At 45.1% G+C, this 20,861-nt stretch carries 20 protein-coding genes and 1 tRNA gene; 4 read left to right on the top strand and 17 right to left on the bottom strand.

Translation table 11 applies throughout. The features are described 5' to 3' along the window. Window positions 1–71: 71 nt before the first annotated feature. From DESLBE_RS01910 to DESLBE_RS01895, 4 genes are all read right to left on the bottom strand, one after another. Window positions 72–1,259, bottom strand: a complete 1,188-nt coding sequence (locus tag DESLBE_RS01910; protein ID WP_018211570.1) for a YgeY family selenium metabolism-linked hydrolase — start codon at window positions 1,257–1,259, stop codon at window positions 72–74. A 24-nt stretch (window positions 1,260–1,283) separates the two neighbouring features. Beyond that, window positions 1,284–1,652 carry a RidA family protein gene (locus DESLBE_RS01905; RefSeq protein WP_026183815.1) on the bottom strand — a complete coding sequence of 123 codons (369 nt, stop codon included), beginning with the start codon at window positions 1,650–1,652 and terminating at the stop codon, window positions 1,284–1,286. Between the two features lie 23 nt (window positions 1,653–1,675). After that, window positions 1,676–2,896 carry a diaminopropionate ammonia-lyase gene (dpaL, locus tag DESLBE_RS01900; protein ID WP_018211568.1) on the bottom strand — a complete coding sequence of 407 codons (1,221 nt, stop codon included), beginning with the start codon at window positions 2,894–2,896 and terminating at the stop codon, window positions 1,676–1,678. Between the two features lie 225 nt (window positions 2,897–3,121). Further along, the gene (locus DESLBE_RS01895; RefSeq protein ID WP_005812102.1) at window positions 3,122–4,894 is read right to left on the bottom strand and encodes a sigma-54-dependent Fis family transcriptional regulator; all 1,773 of its coding nucleotides are present in this window, start codon (window positions 4,892–4,894) and stop codon (window positions 3,122–3,124) included. Between the two features lie 319 nt (window positions 4,895–5,213). Here DESLBE_RS01895 and DESLBE_RS01890 point away from each other — a divergent pair, with 319 nt between their 5' ends. Next, window positions 5,214–5,609 (top strand): hypothetical protein, encoded by a 396-nt coding sequence (locus tag DESLBE_RS01890; RefSeq protein ID WP_035214038.1) that lies wholly within the window; start codon window positions 5,214–5,216, stop codon window positions 5,607–5,609. A 129-nt stretch (window positions 5,610–5,738) separates the two neighbouring features. Here DESLBE_RS01890 and DESLBE_RS01885 read toward each other — a convergent pair whose 3' ends face one another. Further along, on the bottom strand, window positions 5,739–6,467 hold the full coding sequence (locus tag DESLBE_RS01885; protein ID WP_005812098.1) for an N-acetylmuramoyl-L-alanine amidase: 729 nt from the start codon (window positions 6,465–6,467) through the stop codon (window positions 5,739–5,741). Between the two features lie 2 nt (window positions 6,468–6,469). Continuing rightward, complete coding sequence (locus tag DESLBE_RS01880) at window positions 6,470–6,766, bottom strand: hypothetical protein (protein WP_005812096.1); 297 nt, start codon at window positions 6,764–6,766, stop codon at window positions 6,470–6,472. A gap of 233 nt (window positions 6,767–6,999) precedes the next feature. Between DESLBE_RS01880 and DESLBE_RS01875 the strand changes: the two genes are divergently transcribed. Further along, window positions 7,000–7,377, top strand: coding sequence for a PH domain-containing protein (locus DESLBE_RS01875; protein ID WP_015944311.1), 378 nt, complete (start codon window positions 7,000–7,002; stop codon window positions 7,375–7,377). A 349-nt stretch (window positions 7,378–7,726) separates the two neighbouring features. On the opposite strand, the gene DESLBE_RS01870 is transcribed toward DESLBE_RS01875, so the two are convergent. The 6 genes from DESLBE_RS01870 to iadA form a co-directional block, all read right to left on the bottom strand. Then, the gene (locus tag DESLBE_RS01870; protein ID WP_005812091.1) at window positions 7,727–8,719 is read right to left on the bottom strand and encodes a hypothetical protein; all 993 of its coding nucleotides are present in this window, start codon (window positions 8,717–8,719) and stop codon (window positions 7,727–7,729) included. Between the two features lie 443 nt (window positions 8,720–9,162). After that, window positions 9,163–9,236 (bottom strand) — tRNA-Trp (locus tag DESLBE_RS01865). A 166-nt stretch (window positions 9,237–9,402) separates the two neighbouring features. Further along, window positions 9,403–9,528: a hypothetical protein gene (locus tag DESLBE_RS27220; protein ID WP_015944312.1), complete on the bottom strand. Its 126-nt coding sequence runs from the start codon at window positions 9,526–9,528 to the stop codon at window positions 9,403–9,405. A gap of 65 nt (window positions 9,529–9,593) precedes the next feature. After that, on the bottom strand, window positions 9,594–10,991 hold the full coding sequence (locus tag DESLBE_RS01860) for a sigma-54-dependent Fis family transcriptional regulator (RefSeq protein WP_015944313.1): 1,398 nt from the start codon (window positions 10,989–10,991) through the stop codon (window positions 9,594–9,596). A gap of 202 nt (window positions 10,992–11,193) precedes the next feature. Continuing rightward, a complete protein-coding gene (fusA, locus tag DESLBE_RS01855; protein ID WP_144674939.1) occupies window positions 11,194–13,215 on the bottom strand; it encodes an elongation factor G in 2,022 nt (673 codons plus the stop codon). Window positions 13,216–13,251: 36 nt separating this feature from the next. Next, on the bottom strand, window positions 13,252–14,460 hold the full coding sequence (gene iadA / locus DESLBE_RS01850) for a beta-aspartyl-peptidase (protein WP_011459897.1): 1,209 nt from the start codon (window positions 14,458–14,460) through the stop codon (window positions 13,252–13,254). A gap of 326 nt (window positions 14,461–14,786) precedes the next feature. On the opposite strand from iadA, the gene spoVB reads away from it, so the two are divergent. Beyond that, a complete protein-coding gene (spoVB, locus tag DESLBE_RS01845; protein WP_018211561.1) occupies window positions 14,787–16,325 on the top strand; it encodes a stage V sporulation protein B in 1,539 nt (512 codons plus the stop codon). Between the two features lie 846 nt (window positions 16,326–17,171). Here spoVB and DESLBE_RS01830 read toward each other — a convergent pair. Beyond that, window positions 17,172–17,447: a hypothetical protein gene (locus DESLBE_RS01830; RefSeq protein ID WP_005812074.1), complete on the bottom strand. Its 276-nt coding sequence runs from the start codon at window positions 17,445–17,447 to the stop codon at window positions 17,172–17,174. A gap of 99 nt (window positions 17,448–17,546) precedes the next feature. Here DESLBE_RS01830 and DESLBE_RS01825 point away from each other — a divergent pair, with 99 nt between their 5' ends. After that, window positions 17,547–17,771 (top strand): alpha/beta-type small acid-soluble spore protein, encoded by a 225-nt coding sequence (locus DESLBE_RS01825; protein ID WP_005812072.1) that lies wholly within the window; start codon window positions 17,547–17,549, stop codon window positions 17,769–17,771. A gap of 47 nt (window positions 17,772–17,818) precedes the next feature. Here the strand turns inward: DESLBE_RS01825 and surE are convergent, their stop codons facing one another. The 4 genes from surE to DESLBE_RS01805 form a co-directional block, all read right to left on the bottom strand. After that, a complete protein-coding gene (surE, locus tag DESLBE_RS01820; protein WP_018211559.1) occupies window positions 17,819–18,574 on the bottom strand; it encodes a 5'/3'-nucleotidase SurE in 756 nt (251 codons plus the stop codon). Window positions 18,575–18,586: 12 nt separating this feature from the next. Then, the gene (locus tag DESLBE_RS01815; protein WP_011459899.1) at window positions 18,587–18,760 is read right to left on the bottom strand and encodes a YpmA family protein; all 174 of its coding nucleotides are present in this window, start codon (window positions 18,758–18,760) and stop codon (window positions 18,587–18,589) included. A gap of 44 nt (window positions 18,761–18,804) precedes the next feature. Further along, on the bottom strand, window positions 18,805–19,362 hold the full coding sequence (gene folE, locus DESLBE_RS01810; RefSeq protein ID WP_014794265.1) for a GTP cyclohydrolase I FolE: 558 nt from the start codon (window positions 19,360–19,362) through the stop codon (window positions 18,805–18,807). A 193-nt stretch (window positions 19,363–19,555) separates the two neighbouring features. Next, entirely contained in the window at window positions 19,556–20,707 is a 1,152-nt protein-coding gene (locus DESLBE_RS01805; protein WP_035248919.1) for a tetratricopeptide repeat protein, read from the bottom strand. Between the last annotated feature and the right edge of the window lie 154 nt (window positions 20,708–20,861).

Below are 20,861 nucleotides of genomic sequence, written 5' to 3'. Positions count from 1 at the left end.
CTTCTCTTTGCGATGACGTTGGTTTAAGACACTTTTTCAAACCGTATAAAAGATTCGGCAAAATGCATTCATCACATGTCAAGCAAGCCCTTACTGATGGACATATAGGCGCTGACAGCACCATACAGCTGTTCAAGCTCGATATACTCGTCGGTAATATGGGCCAGATGTTCCCATGAGGGACCTAAACCGATGGTGCGAATCTTTGCCTCCCCTGCATAATGGCTTCCGTTAGTGCAAAATTGCCAAGTAGAAATTTGCGAACTGAAGTTATTTTTTTGCAATTCCTGATAAGCCGCCTGCACAAAATCATCACCTTCGTTATACAGCCAGGCAGGGAAGAATCTTTCCCCTTCGATGACTGCCCCTGTATAACATTTTTCGGAACCCCACGCATAGGAAACTTTCGCCTCCAGCTCAGGGTCATTTTCCTGCAGCTTCTTGATCAGATCCTGAATAGGAGCCAGCACGCTTTCTTTCGTTTCATCGACAAGAGTGCGGCGATCATAGGTAGCCCGGCAGTATTGAGGTACTACCGACGCTCCGGGATAGGGGGATGACTTTATATCTGTCAACTCTAAAATTCCTTTGCCGAGCACAGGATGATTGTTGACCGGCAATCCTTTTATCCCTTCTATAATCTGCATCATCTTATAAACGGCGTTGACACCTTTTTCGGGATTGGAAGAATGAGCGGGGCGGCCAAAGGTTTCCACGACAATTTCGGCACGACCTCTCTGGCCAATCCGCAGATCCAGATGTGAAGGCTCACAAATAACCACAATATCAGGTTGAACTATTTCACTGATGGAGCGGGCGGCAACACCTTCGAAGCACTCTTCGTGACAGCTTCCCGCCACATATATTTCACCGGCAAAATCACGGTTGGTATCTTCGGCGAAAAAGGCCGCTGCACAACAGGCGGCAGATAAACCGCCTTTCATATCTGTGGCTCCCCGGCCATAAATACGGCCGTTCTCAATTTCTGCACCAAAAGGATCATGAGTCCAAACCTTTGGATCGGCAACAGGTACCTCGTCCATGTGGCCCTCATACAAGATTTTTTTGCCGGGTCTGTTACCTTTAATGCAGCCAATGATGTTGCCGTACTTATCCTTTTTTATGGTGTCGAATTGATGCATGCGAAAAAACTTTTCCATAATGCCGACAACATCTTGTTCTTCTCCTGACATGGACTTTGCCCGTATCAGATCACTGCACAGCTCCACAACTTTCCCTTGTCTTTCCGAATTTAACATAAAATCTATTTCCTCCTTTTCACTTTATAATTCAGCAATCGCTTCAATCTCACAAAGAACGCCTTTCGGCAGAGCTCTCACTGCCACACAGCTGCGGGCTGGTTTAGAAACAAAATAGCGGGCATAGACCTCGTTAAAGGCCGCGAAATCATTCATGTCCGTTAAAAAACAGGTGGTTTTTATAACCTTTGAAAAGTCTGAATCAGCTGCTTCCAAAATAGCTCCCACGTTTTTACAGCTTTGCTCTGCTTGTCCGGCAATGCCCGCGGCAACATCACCAGAGGCAGGATCGACAGGAATCTGCCCGGAAGTATAGACAAGATCACCACTGATAAATCCTTGGGAATAGGGACCGATGGCACCCGGTGCTTTTGCTGTTCTGATTTCCTTCATTATCAAATCTCCTTTATCACTGATTACTTGCAGCTGGGATATTTTCCATCCCAAACAATGGCCTGATAATTTTCCTGATCCGTATCTCCTTCGGTACTGAAGAAGAGAACCCGCGAGTTTTCGTTCAACTGAAGCTGATCTTTTATCTCCTTATACAGCGGATTCGTCATGATCTCTGCCACACAGCCAAATGGAGCCGCACCGCTTTCACCTGAAATGACTCTCTCGTCTCCTTGAACAGGATTGCCAAGGATGCGCATTCCCTTTGCTGCGACGTAATCAGGGCAAGATATAAAATGATCTGCATAGTCTTTCAGAACTTCCCAGGCAATGCTGCACGGCTCTCCGCAGGCGAGTCCGGCCATGATGGTGTTCATCTCTCCCGTGACAAAATGCCGCTCCCCATCATCTGCCTGGGCAGTAAGATACAGGCAGTCTGCCTTATTGGGCTCAACAATGGCGATGATCGGGCGTTCTTCACCATACAGTGAAGCGAAGAAACCAGTGACCGCTCCAGCCATAGAACCGACCCCAGCCTGCAAGAAGATGTGGGTTGGTTTTTCCTTTAATTGACCATAAACCTCATAGCCCAAGGTGCCGTATCCTTGCATGATCCAGCGGGGAATATCTTCATAGCCTTGCCAGGCCGTATCCTGTACCATAATCCAGCCATTTTCTTCTGCTTTGCGGTTAGCCAAACGGACGGCTTCATCATAATTCAGCTCAGTAATGGATGCCTCAGCTCCCTCAGCCCGGATATTCTCCAGCCGCTCAGCCGCACTCCCCTTTGGCATATAGACGACAGAACGCTGCTTAAGCTGGTTCGCTGTCCAGGCGACACCACGGCCATGATTTCCATCAGTCGCCGTTACAAAGGTCAGTTCACCAAGCTTGCTGCGAACTTCCTCTGAAACCATCTTCTCGTAAGGAAGATCTCGAATATCGGTACCCAGCTTTGAAGCAATATAGTTGCCGATTGCATAGCTCCCCCCCAAAACCTTGAAGGCATTGAGTCCGAAACGATACGATTCATCCTTGACATAGACGGTGCCAAGCCCCAGAGCTTGAGCCGTGTTTTTCAATTCCCGCAGCGGCGTTTTTTGGTAAATGGGAAAGCTGACATGAAAGCTATGGACCTTTTCAGCTTCCTCCAAATTCAAAAATGTCAGATCGCTTGCCTTTTGTTTATCACGCTGAAATGAAATAATTTTAATCTCTTCTTTCACCAGAGATCCTCCTTTCATATGACCACTTAGGGTCAGTCTTTAAATATTAACCACAACAATACAATTGCAATTTTCGTGCCAATCACATTATTGTCTTGAATCATTAATAAAAAAATGCAACACATCAGAAATGTTGCATTTTACTCAATATTTTTGAACAAATTTATCTAGGCTCAATTCAGCATACACACTTTCCATTATTCTCATTTCAATAATTTTCTCAATGTGAGAATAACAAAATTATCAATTTGAGAATTGTTCTAGTTTACGATATAAAGTTGCAAGACTAATACCGAGACTTTTCGCCGCCTCTTTTTTCCCTTGAGTATTCATACCGTGAAGACGCAGAGCTTTTGCTATTTCTCGTTGTTCAACCTCCTGCAGGGGTATTACCTTTTCCTCAGAACCGTGCTTTTTTTCTTTTTCATAAGAGCTATCCGCCTGAATTATGACAGTATGTTCATTAACCAAAAAATCCTTGGGTAATGTTTCTAACCCCAGAACATCCTGATCATTGCACATATTCACCATATATTCCACAGTGTTTTCCAATTCCCGAACATTGCCGTACCATGGATACTCCAGCAAGGCGCGCATCGCTGCCGGTGAAATTTCACGCTCCGGCTTGCCAAGCCTTACCGCATACCGTTGGGCAAATAAGTTGGCAAGAACGGGAATATCCTCAAGACGGTGGCGAAGGGGCAGAATCTTCACAGGAATCACGTTCAGTCTATAATACAGATCTTCGCGGAATTTGCCATTGGCAATCATGGTTCGGATATCTTTATTTGTAGCGGCAATGACACGCACATCGATGGAAATCAAGTGATTGGAACCGATACGGGTGATTTTACGTTCCTGAAGAACACGTAGAAGCTTGGCCTGCAAATACAGGGGCATATCGCCGATCTCATCCAGAAAGATGATCCCCTGATTAGCCAGTTCAAATTTTCCTACCCGGCCGTTAGGATCGGCTCCTGTAAAAGCCCCTTTTACATAACCGAATAATTCAGCTTCCAGCAGACTCTCAGGAATAGCCGCACAATTCACCGCTACAAATTGCTGTTCTTTACGATCACCGGCACGCCAAATAGCGGTAGCCACAACCTCCTTGCCGGTACCGCTTTCTCCAGTGATAAGCACTGTTGAAGTGCTGTTCGCTATTTTTCCAATTTGGGTACGAAGGGCTATCGTCTCTTGACTATTGCCTACAACTATACCTTCACTCACCGCAGCAGTCATGGCGTACAATTTTTTATTCAGATCACGGGTTGGGGTAAACGATAGAAGCTCGGCATAAGAGTCATCCGCTTTGAGCAAAGAATTAATTTGGCCAAGAATACGAAATGTCTTTGCTCCGACATTCAACATATATTCTGTCTTCCCGTTAAGCTTATCCCCGGTTGGAGACAACATAATCCGCATACCTTCGAGAGTGTTCAACATCAGCTGCTGCTTGGCGGCCCGATTGGCCATGGTGATGGTATGCTTGCGGCTGACAATGAGAACCCCTTCTTCCATATTATTAATAGCAAAAGCAAGCGTTGACAGCATTGACTCCTTTTCCTTGCGATCGATCTGTTCGATCGCTTTAGCCGCAATAAAATTAGCGATCTGCTCAATCAACCCAAGATATGTCTCTTCATCCGCCAGGATCGCATTGCGTTGCTGGGCATTGGAACCCACCAATCCGATCACACCTATAATTTGATCACTGGCCCAGATCGGCATAGCAATCTCTATTTCTTCAGCACAGCTGTCCCGCTTGGGACAATTGTTACAGATCAATTCATGACCTGGAGAGTAAATAACCTGAAGCCGGCCTTCTTTTATAACATGACTATAGGCATATCCCTCTGCGGACATATCCTCGTTTACATGATCAGCAAACATACCGGTACCGGCTACCCGAAATAATTCCGTATCCACAACCTCTACGTCCACTCTTGATATCTTTGCCATAATCTCTGTATATTTTTTGACTGTCTCTTGGATTTCGAGTAAAACACTTGCCATTTCATTCCTCCGGCGTCAGTATAATTTCATTGAATTATTATCCAGGCTGAATGTCGGGAATCCATGCAAAGCTTTTCCCATGACAAAATCGCTCCACATCTGCAGTATACTGCAGATGTGGAGCCAACACAACCTGTCTTCTCAATTAGTCCTCTCACTTAAAAGAGCTGAAATTATATTCAATGAGTCTTTCAAGAGTATTGATCGAAGGACGTTCCTGCACTCTTTCCCGCACAAAACTCTGCGACAGGATTACAGCCTTCATATGTTACGGTTCTTGGCTCTATGACATATCTTAATAAATAGGGAAGTGATGATTATGGCAAATGAAAATGTTGATTTAACCCTAACCTATGAAGAAAGAGCAGGGGATTTACTCTTTCTTCTCGGCACGATCTTGGCTTTTATATCGAACTATCAAGAAGAACAAGCACTTCTCACCGAGAACGTTTCAATGGTTAAACCAAAAGATATTGATTCTGCCATGTCCATCACAGCTGCAAGCTGGCTTTTCTTTCTCGCCAGCATCCTTTTCACCCATGTGGCGATTGTCCGCTTAGAAGAACTGGGATCAACCGCCAACTTAAAAACCTCTCTTGTGTTGACCAGAGGCACAAAACTCGCCGTAATCGGTAATTTACTAAAGAGTGCTGGTTTTGGCATAGCAGCGATTGCTTACCAGCTTAAACTATTCTATTACAAATACGAATTTTAAGGGGCTATTCATGAACTAATCGTGTATCTGCTTCTTCAATTTGCTTTTCAATAAGTAAAAAACGGATAGTGAATCCGGTGTTCAACTACATCACCAGAAACACTATCCGCTTAGAAAAATGGCTCTGCTTCATTTCAGAACCGCTCTTGCCGTTTCGGTACGATTCGCTCCGGCATAGTAGCTATTCCCACTATCATTTGTCCCTTGTACCCCAACCCAGTGCTTCTGGGCAGCTTGATACTTGTTTGAGCTGTTTTTATGAACCATCGGGCATCCCAGCTTCTGGCTCAAGATAAGGGCTGCTCCCACATCCCCATCAGCATAGATAACAAGATTATCCACCATATCCTCCTCTCCTTTCAAATCCTTAGATTTTAAATCTTTAAACAGTTGCTCCCAGGGAAACTTCGCTCCTGGATCGTTCGGCCGATTTACACTGTCTGTGCGATAATGACCGATGATGTGGTCACTGTCCGGTTTAATTGCCGGAAACTTGGCCAGGAGCTGACCGTGAAGCCATAACGTAGACTGATACTGAGCATCGGTTAGCCCCTCCCCTTCTAAAGCCTCATGCTCAATGCCAATAGTATACAGGTTCGGATTTTTTCCATTATACAACTTCCAGTTCGGTTTATTGACAAGGCCGGCGTGCCACGCAGTATCCTCGTCTTTGACAAGCTGCAGGATTCGTCCATCCTTGAGTACGAGATAGTGACTGCTTGCCTGGGAGGCAGGATTCTGCATCCATGAGAGGCACCCCGGATATCGTCCTGCTGTGATGTGATTTATGATGGCAAAGACTTGATTACCACTTCTCCCCTGACGATAGTTCGGTGTGCCCACCCATTCGATTTTCATGCTTACTCTCCTTTCTGCTCAAGGCGATCAATCCTCTTATGAGCCTGTTTAGATGACTCCTCAACCCGGGTAAGACGTTCACCCATGGTATCCATGCGCTGCCCCTGGGCACGCTGCTCTATGCGGATATCATCTACCCCGCGCTTAAGGTACTCCATGTCGGTACGGATGGCTGTGTTGATTTCAGCGTCTATTCTGACTTCTCTTTTCGCTTCCTTTGCCCTTGCCGACCACCCTAAGATAATTCCGGACAGAGCTGCTACAATCCCAATGAGGGCTGTTATAATTGTAAAATCCAAATGCTATCACCTCTCGCTATACTATATTTATATAGACATGTCGTTATAATGGTGACTGACCCACTCCCCAGCTACCCCACTTCCCGCAAATTTCCGGCATAGGATTTTGGGCACAAAAACAGAGTGTGCCCTGATAAATGCCCACTTTTCGGCATCATTAAGCCAAAGCAGGAAATAAAATTTTTCCCTCGAATACTTGAACATTGCAATTCAGAAAGGAGATATTAAACATTATGGGAATATTTAGCGGGATGATGGGCAATGCCTCAGAGATTGACACCAAAGAAATTGAAAGCGAAGTAGGTCCTTTACTTTATGACTCAGAACAGATAACAAAGGCTTTTAAACTCATCAGAGATTTAATCGTGTTTACCAACAGCAGGTTGATTCTCGTGGACAAACAAGGCATCACCGGTAAAAAGATTGAGTATCACTCTATACCTTTCAGAAGTATCACGCACTTTGCTGTAGAGACAGCCGGTCACCTCGATCTCGACGCAGAATTAAAAATCTGGATTTCTGGCAATTCATCACCTATCACCAAGGAGTTTAAAAAAGACAAAAACATATTTGAAGTTCAGAAGGCTCTGGCCAACTCTATCGCCAGGTAATGTCTTTACGCAGCCGTTATGGCTGCTTAAAAAGAGGAGCACCTTTCTTCTCGTTGAAGGAAAACAATTACTTAATTACTTAAAGGAGGTAGCTCTCTCTTATAATTTCGCTGCCTCAGAACTTATACTCGTATAAGGAACTTATCGCGGCAGCGGAAAAATAGTAACGGTAAATCCTGACAATAAAAAAAGAACCCCGGCTCTAACTGCCAGGGTGTCTGCTCCTGCTGAAAAGAGACTTATGACTATATCCAATAATAAAATCATCCACTCACCATACTATATGCCTCTGACCGGGGATGTGTGACAAACACTCCCGGGAAAGGCGCTTTTTATAGTTCAACTAAATTTAATTTAAATCATCTACCGCATCAGTAAAGGCGTCCATATACTGTTCAAGCTTTCCTGTATCGAAAGAATTACTGGCATCATTTGCGACAGGCGGAGTACCTTTAATTTGATCATATAGACTATCTATCTCTGGGGATAACCTTCCCCATATTGATTTTATTTGAGAGTATTGTTCCTCGGCCAATCCGCCGATAAAACTATCATAATCTGCCTTTTTCTTCATTGTAGCATCGAGTTGTTCTAAGGTGAATTCAATATCAAGCGTCTGTCCTGTGCTGCTTTTTCCTCTTGCTATGTAGTGTTGGATGTCAACAAATCCTTCATTCCAAACTTTTCCTATCAACCAATTGCTTATCTCTTGTAGTTTATCTGTGTCACTGTTTCCGCTGTTTTCGTTGTTCCCATTCATGCTGTCCGAAAAACTAACTAATCCACCTGTTAGAGCGTCAGCTAATGCGTCGTCCCCTACAATTCTCCATCCTTCTTCGCTTTTAGAAAGATTAATGTCCACTGTTTTCGTTACGGTTTTAGTTTCGCTACTTACCAGGTTTGTGAATATTTCAAAAGACTTTTCATTTAATTGTTCTTCATTTAATCCACTGAAGGCAAGGGAAAAGAGCTGGGAGATAAACTCAGCCATTACGTTGCTCATATCCAGGTTGGTAATTTCAGTTTTGACAACAGCAGTTTTTTCTTCTTCTGATGACTCTAAAATCTTATATTCAATGTTTTTTAAAATCGCCTTGGACATCTCTTCCGACTTCTTTTCATCTTCAGTATCCGGGGTTCCTGTACTGCCCGCATTAACAATCTCATTATAATCAATGTACTTGGATGCTGCTTCGATGTCGGCGGCCTTAATCGCGTTAAGTGCCTTTTCTACAGATTGTTCTGCTGTCTCACCCTTTTTAGCCGTTACACCTTCTCCACCACACGCTGCAAGGGATAGAACTAAAGGAATAAGTAAAAATAGGAATAAGAATTTTTTCATTTATGCACCTCCATACTGCATATGGTAGCATATCCTAATTATGGAGCACAATACTTATTTTTCTATACCTTTAGGCTCTCCGCCAAATACCGCATTCAACATCTTCTTCTGCCAAGCTCAACGAGATATCAAGTATGCCTGAGAACTCTACTATCTTCCTACTGCGCCAGCTAAAAGTGAACAAGAAAATAATGCCGAAGAGCGCGGAACGCAGTGGGAAGATAGCGGAGCAGTATTTACAGCTTGAAACAGGAAACAGGTCAATGCGGTATGGGCCTCCTATTGGTGGAGAGGGTGGATTAGAAAAACCCGCCACTCACGGCGGGTTTTCCCATAAACAAAATAAAATCAGATGTTCCACTTTTGTTCTACCTAATTTTTATTATTTCGAATCTCGAAAAACAAAAAATCCCTGCAAACCTTGCAGAGAGCGGATTTCATATTGGCAGGGGATGCAGGAGTTGAACCCACACTAACGGTTTTGGAGACCGCTGTTCTACCATTAAACTAATCCCCTAAGTCACTTTATCAACTAGCGACAAATGAAATTATACTTGAAGGCAGGAAAAGTGTCAAGCTTAAGTTCTTAAAATATTTATAAGGGATCAAATTATAAAGGCTTAAAACTACGGACTACTTAAAAAGCTCTCACCAACTCGGTTGAGAGCTTTTGGGCGGCCCCTTTATGGCCAGTACAAATCTTTGAACCCTTCCATATCTTCACGAATAGCGTCGCCGCGATGATGCTGCTTTGGGGCGGGTTCTGGCTTTTTCTTAGGGTCCCTGCCCTTTGTGCCGAATAATGCCATGGAAAATCCCTCCTTTAGGTATAGGATGAGCAGATTCCCCATAAAGCATACCTTTTTACCCTGGGTTAAACATTATCCTCGAGGGTTTTCAGCTTATTATAGAGAGTAGCTAAGGAGATATTGAGGACACCAGCTGCCCGCTTTTTCCCTTCCACGGAATTGCCATAGCGGTCTAATGCCAAGCGAATCATCCTCTTTTCTAATTCATCAAGGGCCATAGGCTCACGATAATGAATCTCTTCCGTCTTATTGACAATCTCTACCAAACTGGCAAAATCCTTAATATTGAGCATATCTCCTTCCACGGAATCCATCGCCATCTCGATGACATTTCTCAACTCACGGATGTTTCCCGGCCAGTGGTAATCCAATAAAAGCTGCTCTGCCTGAGTCGTTATGCCAATCACATGTTTGCCCAGCTTCCGATTGGCCTTATAGATAAAACTCTGGGCGTAAGTCAAGGCATCTTCTTTATGCATTCTTAAAGGGGGTATTTGGATTTCAATACCACCGAGCAGATGATACAAATCCGGTGAGAACTGCCCATTCTCCACCATAGTTCTTAAATCGCGGTTAGTTGCCGTGATAATCCGAATATCCAGTTCAATCACCTGGGTTCCGTCAACAGGTTGGAACTTCTTCTCCAGAAGGATATGAAGCAATTTATCTTGTAAATAGTCATTAAGCAGCCCTATTTCATCAAGGAACAGAGTTCCCCCACTGGCACATTCCAATTTGCCCAACTTCCGCTCGGAAGCCCTATCCTGGCTTTTCTTCTCGTAACCCAGCAACTCAACTTCAAGAAGGCTTTCCGGTATATTGGCACAATCCACTTTCAAAAAAGGTTTATGGCTGCGCGTGCTGCCACTATGAATGGCATGAGCAAAGAGCTCTTTTCCAGAACCGCTTTCACCCATGATCATAATGGGTGAATGGGTCTCGGCCGAGCGACGCGCCTTATTGCGAATAAAAGCAAAATCCGGGTGGCTCCCTAGAACATCGTCAAAAGTATACGAGCTGGATGCCATCTGATCGACCCGGGTTGTAAGAGCTTGAATCATCTGTTTCGCCGCTTCGATCTCTTCGCCCAGCCTGGAGGTCTCCGTTAGTTGCTGAAACACCACCAGGGCCGCTTCGATATTACCTTCGATGACAATGGGGTATGCATTGGCAATGATTTCGATATCACACTCTTCCATCGTGGAACGATGTGCATAGATTGGTTCATGGGTCCTCAGTACTCTTGCCAGTGCCCCCTCCGGTGAGAGTTCGAAGATGTTCTTACCGATTCGTTCATAAGGAGATATGCCTGTTAAACGGCTGAAATACGGGTTGACATATTGAATGGTTCCGTCTTTGCCTGCGACCTCAATGGCTTCTTGAATCGAATTGTAGAGCACTTTAAGTTCTTCTTCTATGCGCCTACTATCCCTTATCTCCACCCTTTTTGGCTGTTGTCCCACAGTTGAGCCCTCCACTCTTTTTCCCTCAATTTTATATAATATATATTTATATAATTTATACAATAATTTGAATATTCAACGCATTTTGTAAATACCCTTCTTAAAATTAGGAATTTTTTATTAATCTTTAGTTTTAATTAACAAAAAAAAGAAAACAGCCAGGTAACTACCTGACTGTTGATTAAGCGCTATATAACCCTAATTAGCTTCCCTGGGCCGCTTTAAGCTCATTGATAATTCCTTCACTGATTTTAGAAGGTACTTCATCGTATTTTAAGAATCGGATATCGAAGCTGCCTCGCCCTTGGGTCATGGATTTTAAATCAATGGCATAGCGCATCATTTCCGATTGCGGCACATGAGCCTTAATCACCTGGAATTTACCATCGGCCTCCATTCCCAGGACCTTGCCCCGTTTGCCGTTGATATCACCGATCACATCACCCATATAGGCTTCCGGCACCCTAATCTCGACCTCAGAAATCGGCTCCAGCAAAGTGGGTTTTGCCATTTCTGCACCTTTACGGAAGGCAATAATGGAAGCCAGCTTGAAGGCCATTTCGGAAGAATCCACACTATGGTATGAGCCGTCGGTCAAGGTTACCTTAAATCCGGTAACAGGATATCCGGCCAACACTCCTTCCGCCATAGCTTCACGAATTCCCTTTTCTACAGCTGGGAAGTATTGCCTGGGTACAGCACCCCCGAATACTTCCTCGGCAAATTCAAACTCGCCATCCACGAGAGGCTCCATACTGATCCAGACATGCCCATATTGTCCGTGGCCGCCGCTTTGCTTTTTGTGTTTGCCCTCTACTTTAACAGGCTTTTTAATAGTTTCCCGATAGGGAACCCGGGGAACTTTCATCTCTACACCAACGCCAAATTTCCGTTGCAGCTTCTCCATCAGGATCTCAACATGCATTTCACCCATACCATAGAGAATCAGTTCTTTGGTCTCGACATTCTTCTCCACACGCATGGTGGGGTCCTCTTCCGCCAAGCGGGCCAGGGCACTCCCCAGTTTATCTTCATCTCCCTTGCTCTTAGGAGCGATGGCTACAGGCAAACGGGGTACAGGTAAATCGATACCCTCCAATTGCACAGAATTCTCCTTAGCGCACAGGGTATCACCGGTAGCTGCATCCTGAAGTTTAGCCACTACGGCGATATCTCCCGCCGGGACGACCTGAACCGGATCTTGGTTTTTTCCTCGCAGAATAAAGGGAGTGCTGATTTTTTCTTCTTTTTCTTTTTGAGCATTATACACCATACTGTCCCCTTGGAGCTTTCCTCCATAGACCCTGATAAAACTCATCTTACCGACATAGGGGTCGGCCAGAGTTTTAAAGATCAGAGCGCTTTTCTCTTCTTGAACTTGGGGAGTCGGGGCGTATTGAACAAAGAAGTCGAGCAAATTCCCAATCCCGACGTTTTTGAGAGCTGAACCCGCAAGGACCGGAACGGTTAAATCCTTTTCCAAGGCGCTTTTCAAAGCTTGGCGAAGGTCGTCATCACTTAAAGTTTCGCCATCCAGATATTTTGTCAATATATCGTCATCAGCTTCGGCTATCGCCTCAGCTAATATTTCTCGATAGTGTTCCACATCAGATAAAAGATCTGACGGAATATCCTTAACTGTATACTTCCCACTGGCATTGTTTTCATAGATATACGCCTTTTGCTCGATAATATCTACGACACCCTGAAACTGATCCTCATGACCTATAGGAAGAGTTAAGGGGGCAAAACGCATATTAGGGAAAGCTTCTGTGAGTTGATTCAGAACCTTTTCAAAATTAGCATTCTCGCGCTCTAACTTATTAATAAAAATAACGCGGGGCAACTTCTGCTCTTCCATCAAGTCAAGGATAAGCTCAGCTTGTACCTCAAGACCTGATACACCGCACAGAACAACGACCCCGCTCTCTGCCACCCGAAGGGCAGACTTAACCTCACCAAAAAAATCAGAATATCCCGGAGTATCCAGGACATTGATTTTACATCCCTGCCATTCAACAGGAATAAGACTCGTACTGATAGAAACCTTGTGTTTAATCTCTTCTGGCAAAGAATCCGACATTGTGTTTCCCTCAGGCACTTTTCCCATACGGGTAACCGCACCTGAGTTAAAGAGACAAGCTTCCGTCAAAGACGTCTTCCCTGCCCCTCCGTGCCCTACTAGGCAAATATTGCGTAGATTCATAGTGTCATAGGTCTTCAAGACAAATCAACCTCCTTAAAATGTATTAGAAAAGGTCTAACCTTTGACTAATCGTGGAGTTTCTACAGTCTGAAGATGACTCGCCAATGATGTCTCATATACCCCTAAAACAACAGGTTTACGGTTACGAATCATAACTCTTCCCTTAGCCCACACCTGTTCAATCATCAAGTCATCGGACAAGGCCACCAAATCACCGTCAAAGCCTTCCCGAATCATGCCTTTGTTTTTTAATTGTAGAATACGGGCGGGATTGGAAGTAATGGTTCTCAGAGCGGTATCAAGGGGTATTCCGTACCGGAGCACAGCCTCCCGGATATCGCGCCAAAGAACATGAACGGATCCTATTCCCATGCCGACAAGGATTCCAGCCTCGTTAAACTGAGGAAGGCTGCCATTTCCGTCTGAAGTAACCGTCACACGGTCATTCAGCAATCCCTGCTCGTAAAGGGTTTTTAGAACGAAAGGAGCCTGTAAATGCGGTTCAAAATCATCGCAACCTGCTGTTAAATCAATTGTGCCACCTGCTTTGAGAAACTCTACTCCTTGCTCTAAGAGCGTTTCCTTTCGATTGATATGAGTTGGCATGAATTGGCTGATCGGAATTTCAGTTTCCTCAATTATTTTTAGAATTGGGGACAAACCTCTCTTCCCTTCACCCAGGTGAATATGAACGACTCCCGCTTTATCTCCTAACATCCCCCCTACTCGAGCTTCCGCAGCAAGATGCTCCAGCTCAGATTTTTGAGGTTGGGCGGAACGATGGTCAGAAATGGCGATCTCACCCGCCCCAATCACTTTATCGATTAAGACTAAGTCTTTGCGCAAGGTATCAAAGATCATACGATCGGCTTGATAACCACCGCTATAGACAAAGCACGTTAATCCTTCTTCTTCCAAGGCATTTGCCTTAACCAGGAGCTCTTCCATCGAACGGGAGATAGAATCCGTTCCCAAGCAGCCTACCACAGTGGTTATCCCGGCCCGCGTCAGTTGAGAAAGTTGAACCTCAGGAGTCCTGGAGCTGGGCCCCGCTTCTCCTCCTCCTCCGCAGATATGGACATGAGCGTCGATAAAACCGGGAACAAGGTAATGTCCATGAAGGTCATACACCTCACCCTTAGCATAAGGGGGAAGGGACAGGTCATCGCCAAGGGCGGCGATTCGATTCCCTACAAGGAGAAGATCCCGCTCCTGCAGCGGCTCCGGTGCGAATAGTTTGGCATTTTTGATGAGTGTCCACACAGGCAACCCCTCCATTCGGAGGTAGAATGCCCAATTTTTGGAACAGTATTCACTTTACAAAAAATTGTCTTAAATCAACAATAATTAAATATTTCTCCACTAACTATAAAAATCCTTTTCAAATATTCCATAACTTAAAAAACATCTAGGAAACTTGCTTTAGGTGAAAGCATTCCATCTGAAGATTAAGTTATCCTCTGTGTGAATATTCGATATTGACAACCCAATTCCCTACCTTCCTGATCCTTAGAATAAATTGTCATCACTTTCCTTCTTCTGGCATAAAGTTAGTCAGGATAAGTGGGACCAGGGGGTTGGAGAGGAATATGGCCAAAAGGACCTTTATTTATGGGGCTGTCATTCTCTTGGCGGCAAACTTTCTCAATCGGGTTTTGGGTTTTATTTATCAATACTTAATCATGACCCATATTGGCGGAGAGGCCTTTGGACTATTCAATATGGTTTTCCCTATGTATATGTTTGCTTTAGTCTTTACCACTGCGGGCATCCCTTTGGCTGTTTCGAAAATGATCTCCGAAGCAGTATCTTTGCAGAATTATTCCCGTGCCCGCTCCATATTTCGTACTTCCCTTCTTTTATTGACCTGTTCAGGGCTGGTTATTTCCGTGGCTCTCTACATTATTTCGCCTCTCCTGGCAGAGCGTTTCTTTCCCGATCCCCGTGTTCTAAGGCTTTTTTTGATCTGCACACCGGCAATCTTTGTGGTCTCTGTTTCCTCAGCCTTTCGCGGGTATTTTCAGGGCATGCAGAATATGCTTCCCACTGCACTCAGTCAGATCTGTGAACAACTGGTGCGGGTCAGTGTGGGATTTTTCTCGGCTTACACTTTATTGCCCAGAGGGATCGAATGGGCTGCTTCCGGTTTGGCCTTGGGAATGTTGTCGGGAGAAATCATCGGCTTATTTATCATTATTCTTCAGTATAAACTCCAAAAAACAAAAAAGTCCTCCCACCAGGATGAATCCCTACATCCGATTCAAACCATGAAAGAACTTTTCCACTTAGCTTATCCAGTGACGATCGGCAGGCTCTTTTCCAGCGGGTTATCCACGGTGGATGCCATGCTGATACCACAACGGCTGCAACTAGCCGGCTATACAGCCCGAGAAGCCACCACTCTTTTCGGACAACTGGGCGGGGCTGTGTTTACTCTCCTCAATTTCCCCAGCGTCTTCACCTTTGCCCTGGCGACCTCTTTGGTTCCTGCCATTTCCGAAGCGGCCGCCCGAAAGCAATTCCAAACGGTTAAGCTCCGCAGTGCCCAAGCTTTACGGATGACCATTTTCATCGGGGTCCCCAGTTTAGTAATCCTCTTTTTCTTTGCTGAGCCTTTCAGCGCCTTTTTTAAAAGCGAAGGCACCAGCAGCATTCTGCGCATCCTTGCCTTAGGTGGGATCTTTTCCTACCTTCAACAAACCTCTACAGGAATTCTGCAAGGATTAGGCAAGGTCCAGCTCCCGGTGATCCATTCCATTATTTCCGCCGTCATCCGGATACCGATACTTTTCATTTTAACGGCTTCACCTCAGTGGGGGCTTAAAGGAACGGCTGTAGCTTATGTCGTCGGTTTTTTTATCTCCTCGACCCTGAATCTGGCCGCTATCGTCCACTATACAGGGATGCCTGTCGATCTTCGGGAGTTTCTTCTCCACCCGCTCATGGGCGGCATTGGCATGATGTTGGCCTTTCGCCTCTTTCATCCCTTCTTCGCTTTCCATCCCTTAGCCTTTCTCCTGGAGATCATACTGGGAGCGGTTCTTTACTTCGCCATTCTCTTCTTTAACGGCGGTATCAACCGTGACGATCTGCAGAGAATTCCCTGGCTCGGCAAGTTTTTACGCTGAGTTGTTCTCCAGGATTTTGATTTACGCTGGTCGCTCCATAAGCTGCGCGGACAAAACTAACGCGAAAAGCCCGCCGCTCCGAAAGGTCCACCTGCGCCGCTAAGTCGTTCTCTGTGGCGTGGCGGCTTGGGCGAGACCCTCGTCCGGGTTTCGTGGCTAAATCGGCTCCTCGAAAGCACTGCTTTCGCACTTGTTCTCATAGCCGGTTGGAAACGTCCTGTTTCCAACCTTTCTCCGCAGCGTGCTTTTCGCGAAGCTTTGTTTCCGCTCGCTTAAATTCGCTCTCTTCCGTAAAGCAAAATCCTTGGGCTGCTTTTTCGGTCTGAGTGAGCGGGGCTTTGTGGGGCTGGGTAAGCATGGCTTTCTGGGAAGTGTGGTGTGGGGCAAGTTGCATGACATGAGCGGCTTTTTCCGTCTTTACCGACGCCGCTTGAAGCGGCAGGGGTCGGCGCTCCTAAGCAAGGCTTTGAAGAAGACCTGAGCAGACCCCAGAAATGCCTCGCAAAGAAACCCGCAAGCAGTAGCTTTATGTACAAAAGCCGTGAACTCCGAAGAAGAAACCTTCCGGTGGAAGGTTTTAGGATTCACGCCCGAAGGTGTCGGATTTAGCGGAGGGGCGGTCAGGTTAACGAGGCTTTCTTAACGTAGCGGAGCCACGGTTCACATGCAGAAAACAACGGGGTTTGGCGTACGAAAGTGTCCGGTGGACAGTTTCGCTCAAGGCGGCACTCCCCAAAGCATGCCTATCCGCCGCAGATGCTGTTAAGAAAGCGGGTTAACCAGCCCCGGAGCTATGGAGTACGCGTTGTGCATAAAGCTACGCGACCCGGAGGATCTTATCTCGTTTCAACCTAACCAGTGCTTAATCCGCTCTCCATACTGCCAATAGGTCAGGAGCGTGGTTAAGCCAAGAACAATAATCAGGATAATCTTATAGATAAAGAACACTTTGATCACCGTTAAAAAAGCTAAAATCAGGGCAAAGACGGCCGGTAAAACCAATATTTTTGTCCAGCGTTTATCCCTTTGCTTAAGCTTTTCCGGGGAGGAAAAAACAAAAAGGAATAAAATGAAGTAAAACAAAAAGGTCCCAATAATCAACTCAGTTTCCTCCCTTAACAATTAAGCTTAAATTCTCCATATTTTCTGTACTATATTTATAATCCCGTCTGTAAAAAATAGAATTGTCTCGATTAAACAGATGAAAGGAGATGGATATCTATGAGTCGCAGAAACCGCTCCGCCGGCATTTTGCCCAAGTCTGTTTTGGACGAGTTTAAAATGGAGGTGGCCTCCGAATTAGGTTTAACCGAACAAATCCAAACCAAGGGATGGGCTAACATGACCTCCCGTGATTGCGGCCATGTAGGCGGCCGCATCGGTGGAAGTATGGTTAAAGCCATGATCCGTCGCGCTGAGGAAAGCTTAAAGAACGACACTCTTTAACACTTCCTCAGCTACCATGGAAAATAGGAGTACAGTGCGCTGTACTCCTATTTATTTGGATTCTCAAGGGATAGGCTCTGTCGTAATTCCTTAAGTTTGATATAATCGGTTAAATCACTGTGCATGGGCGTTATGGATACATAGCCTTCCTGCACAGCATAGAGGTCCGTTTCCTGGTCGACTTCCGGTGATACGGTGCCTGCCTGCCAGTAGTAGTCACGGCCATAGGGAGCTTGCCGATGTTCGAAGACATTCTCATAGACTGCTTTGCCCAGCTTCGTGACACGGACACCTTTCCACTCCTTCTCCGGCAAGGGTGGAATATTGATATTGATTAATCCCGGCCCCAGGCGGAGTTTCGGCAACGATAGGGCCACAAATTGGGCGGCCGGCTTATAGTCGACGGCAGAAAAGGAAGCTAAGGATACTGCTATGGCGGGGACTCCCAAAAGCACCCCTTCCATAGCTGCGGATACTGTCCCCGAATAAAAGACATCGGTCCCCAAATTGGGGCCGTTATTAATTCCGGAGATGACTAAATCAGGTTTGGGAATAATACTGCCTTGTATCGCCAATTTAACACAGTCGGCCGGTTTCCCACTGACCGCATAGCCGGTGCCGCGATCTAACGAGTGCTTCGTAATAAACAAAGGTTCAAACAAAGTGATCGAATGGCCTGTTGCCGATTTTTGACTATCCGGTGCCACAATGGAGACATCGTATCCTGCTTCAGCTAAGGTTGTATAGAGGGTTTGCAGCCCAGGGGCAAAATATCCGTCATCATTTGTCAATAGAATATGCATTGTTCACTCCAATTACTCAACTTCATAGATTGCCATGGTCATGGTATTTTCTTTTTTGCTAAGGCCGAACATCAGATTATGCTCTTTAAGATTTTTATTAAGGAAATCCACCACTTTATATAATTCTGGATTGATCTTAAGCTTTTGAGTACCTATGAGCTCTATTTTTCCCGTTTTTTGATCCATAACTCTCATCCTTTATTTGGTTCCTTCGTTTCCATAGTGATCAATCATTGCTTAATCAACGCAAACCCTTCTGAGCGAGTGATTTCATTGGTTTTAAATATCCCGCGGACTGCAGAGGTTAAGGTCATGGAGCCCGGCTTTTTGACTCCCCGCATGGTCATGCACATATGTTCAGCTTCGATCACCACAAGGACTCCTCGGGCATTGAGCATGCTCATCACCGAATCGGCAATCTGTCCTGTTAATCGTTCTTGAAGTTGAGGACGTTTCGCATACCCTTCCACAACCCGGGCAATTTTTGATAAACCTGTCACTTTGCCTTTACGTGGTATATAAGCTACATGGGCTTTCCCGTAAAAAGGAACCAGATGATGCTCACACATGGAATAAACCGGAATATCCTTAACAATGATCATCTCCTCATGATCTTCAGAAAACTGCACTTTTAAATGCTGACTGGGGTCTTCATGAAGTCCGGCAAAAACCTCCTGATACATCCTGGCCACTCGTTTCGGGGTATCCAATAATCCTTCCCGCCTTGGATCTTCTCCAATGGCTTCCAGAATCATGGTCACTGCTTCCTCTATTTTTTCTAAATCCATGCCCAAATTCTCCACTACTCCTCCCACAAGGACTAATAATCAGAATTATCTCTCTATTGATAGGTGCTTGCCATACATTATACCAGATCGACTCAGCTTCTTCCTAGCAAATCATAACAAAACTTTAAAAAATGGTAAAGTAAAAGACAATGTTTTTCATTTAAAAAAGAAAAAAGGCTTTACGCCTTATAGTTTACGCTAATTGTAAAGCTTTATTATAACAATCTACAGCTGATTCATGATCCGTGAGATGGTCATAAATATTGCCCAGGAGTGCCCATCCCTCAGAATGATCCGGATCGATATTCAATAGTCGGTAGAGTATCTCAATGCCTTGATCCCAATTCCCTTTCTGGGTATGGCATACCGCTAGATTATAGAGGATGACCGGATTGGCTTGGGCTAATTTAAGAGCTTCTTGATAGTATTCTGTTGCTTTCCTTGTCCTTCCCAGGTGAACCAGAGTATAAGCCATATTATTCAGTAGCACGGGATCATTTTGACACAAACCATAGGCCCGCTCCTGCAGTTTGAGCGCTTCCATGGATTCACCTTTATTTTGATAGATGGCCGCAAGATTACACAGGGAATCGTAATGAGCTGGGTCATGCTTTAATACCTGGCGATAAAGGCGGATTGCTTTTTGATGTTCATTGATTTGAGTGTAGCAATAAGCTAAGCGAGCTTTGAGATCCGGATTATATTCATAACGAAGAGCTTTTTCAAAGCTAATGATAGCCTGTGACATCTGTTCCAGTTGAAGATGGATCTCACCTTTCATCTCCCAATACAAAGAGTTGTGGGGTTTCAGCTCACAACATCCCTGGAAACAACGCAAAGCCTCGTGAGGTTCGTTGTGGTAGGAATAAATGGTTCCCAAACGGTAAATATTCTCCACTTTTTTGGGATTAGCCCAGATGGCTTTATTCAAGGCATCCACTGCCCCGCGCCAATCCTCTTTTTCCATGAGGCAATCAGCCTGCAGTTCCAGATATTCAGTGCTTTCCGGTCCATGGATTAAGGCTTTGTCCAGGCATATTAATGCCTCCTGAATTAAACCTTGACCAAAATAGCAGCGAGCCATTAAGTATTGAATTTCTCCTTCCTTGCCAGGATATCTTCCCCAGATGCGCTCCAAATAATCACGCGCTTCCTGATAGGCTTGAAAGTCGATAGCCTGCTTAACGGTTTCCACGAGAGGCTTGTCCGAGTCTTGCTGCAAACGTATTAAACAATGTTCCAAGGAATCACTGTCTTTATTGGCAAATATCCAGGTAGAGTTCTTGAGTCGTGAAAGCCATGAATAGTCACTTGTCGCTTTTTTTGCTGTTGAAAGAGGAAACATAAGGCGTCGCTCCTTTACCTCGTTTTGAGTACATTTCGAGCAACTGGTATATTTTTCCTTCCCCTCATTCCATAAATCATCCGTCAAATAGTGCTTGGAAATTGGTCATTTCCCTTCAAATCCGGCATTGGCAATGATTTATCGTTAAGATCAG

The organism is Desulfitobacterium sp. LBE, assembly GCF_007830365.1.
In the GTDB taxonomy this organism is placed as follows: domain Bacteria; phylum Bacillota; class Desulfitobacteriia; order Desulfitobacteriales; family Desulfitobacteriaceae; genus Desulfitobacterium; species Desulfitobacterium hafniense.
This window is presented reverse-complemented; position numbering and strand designations above follow the sequence as displayed.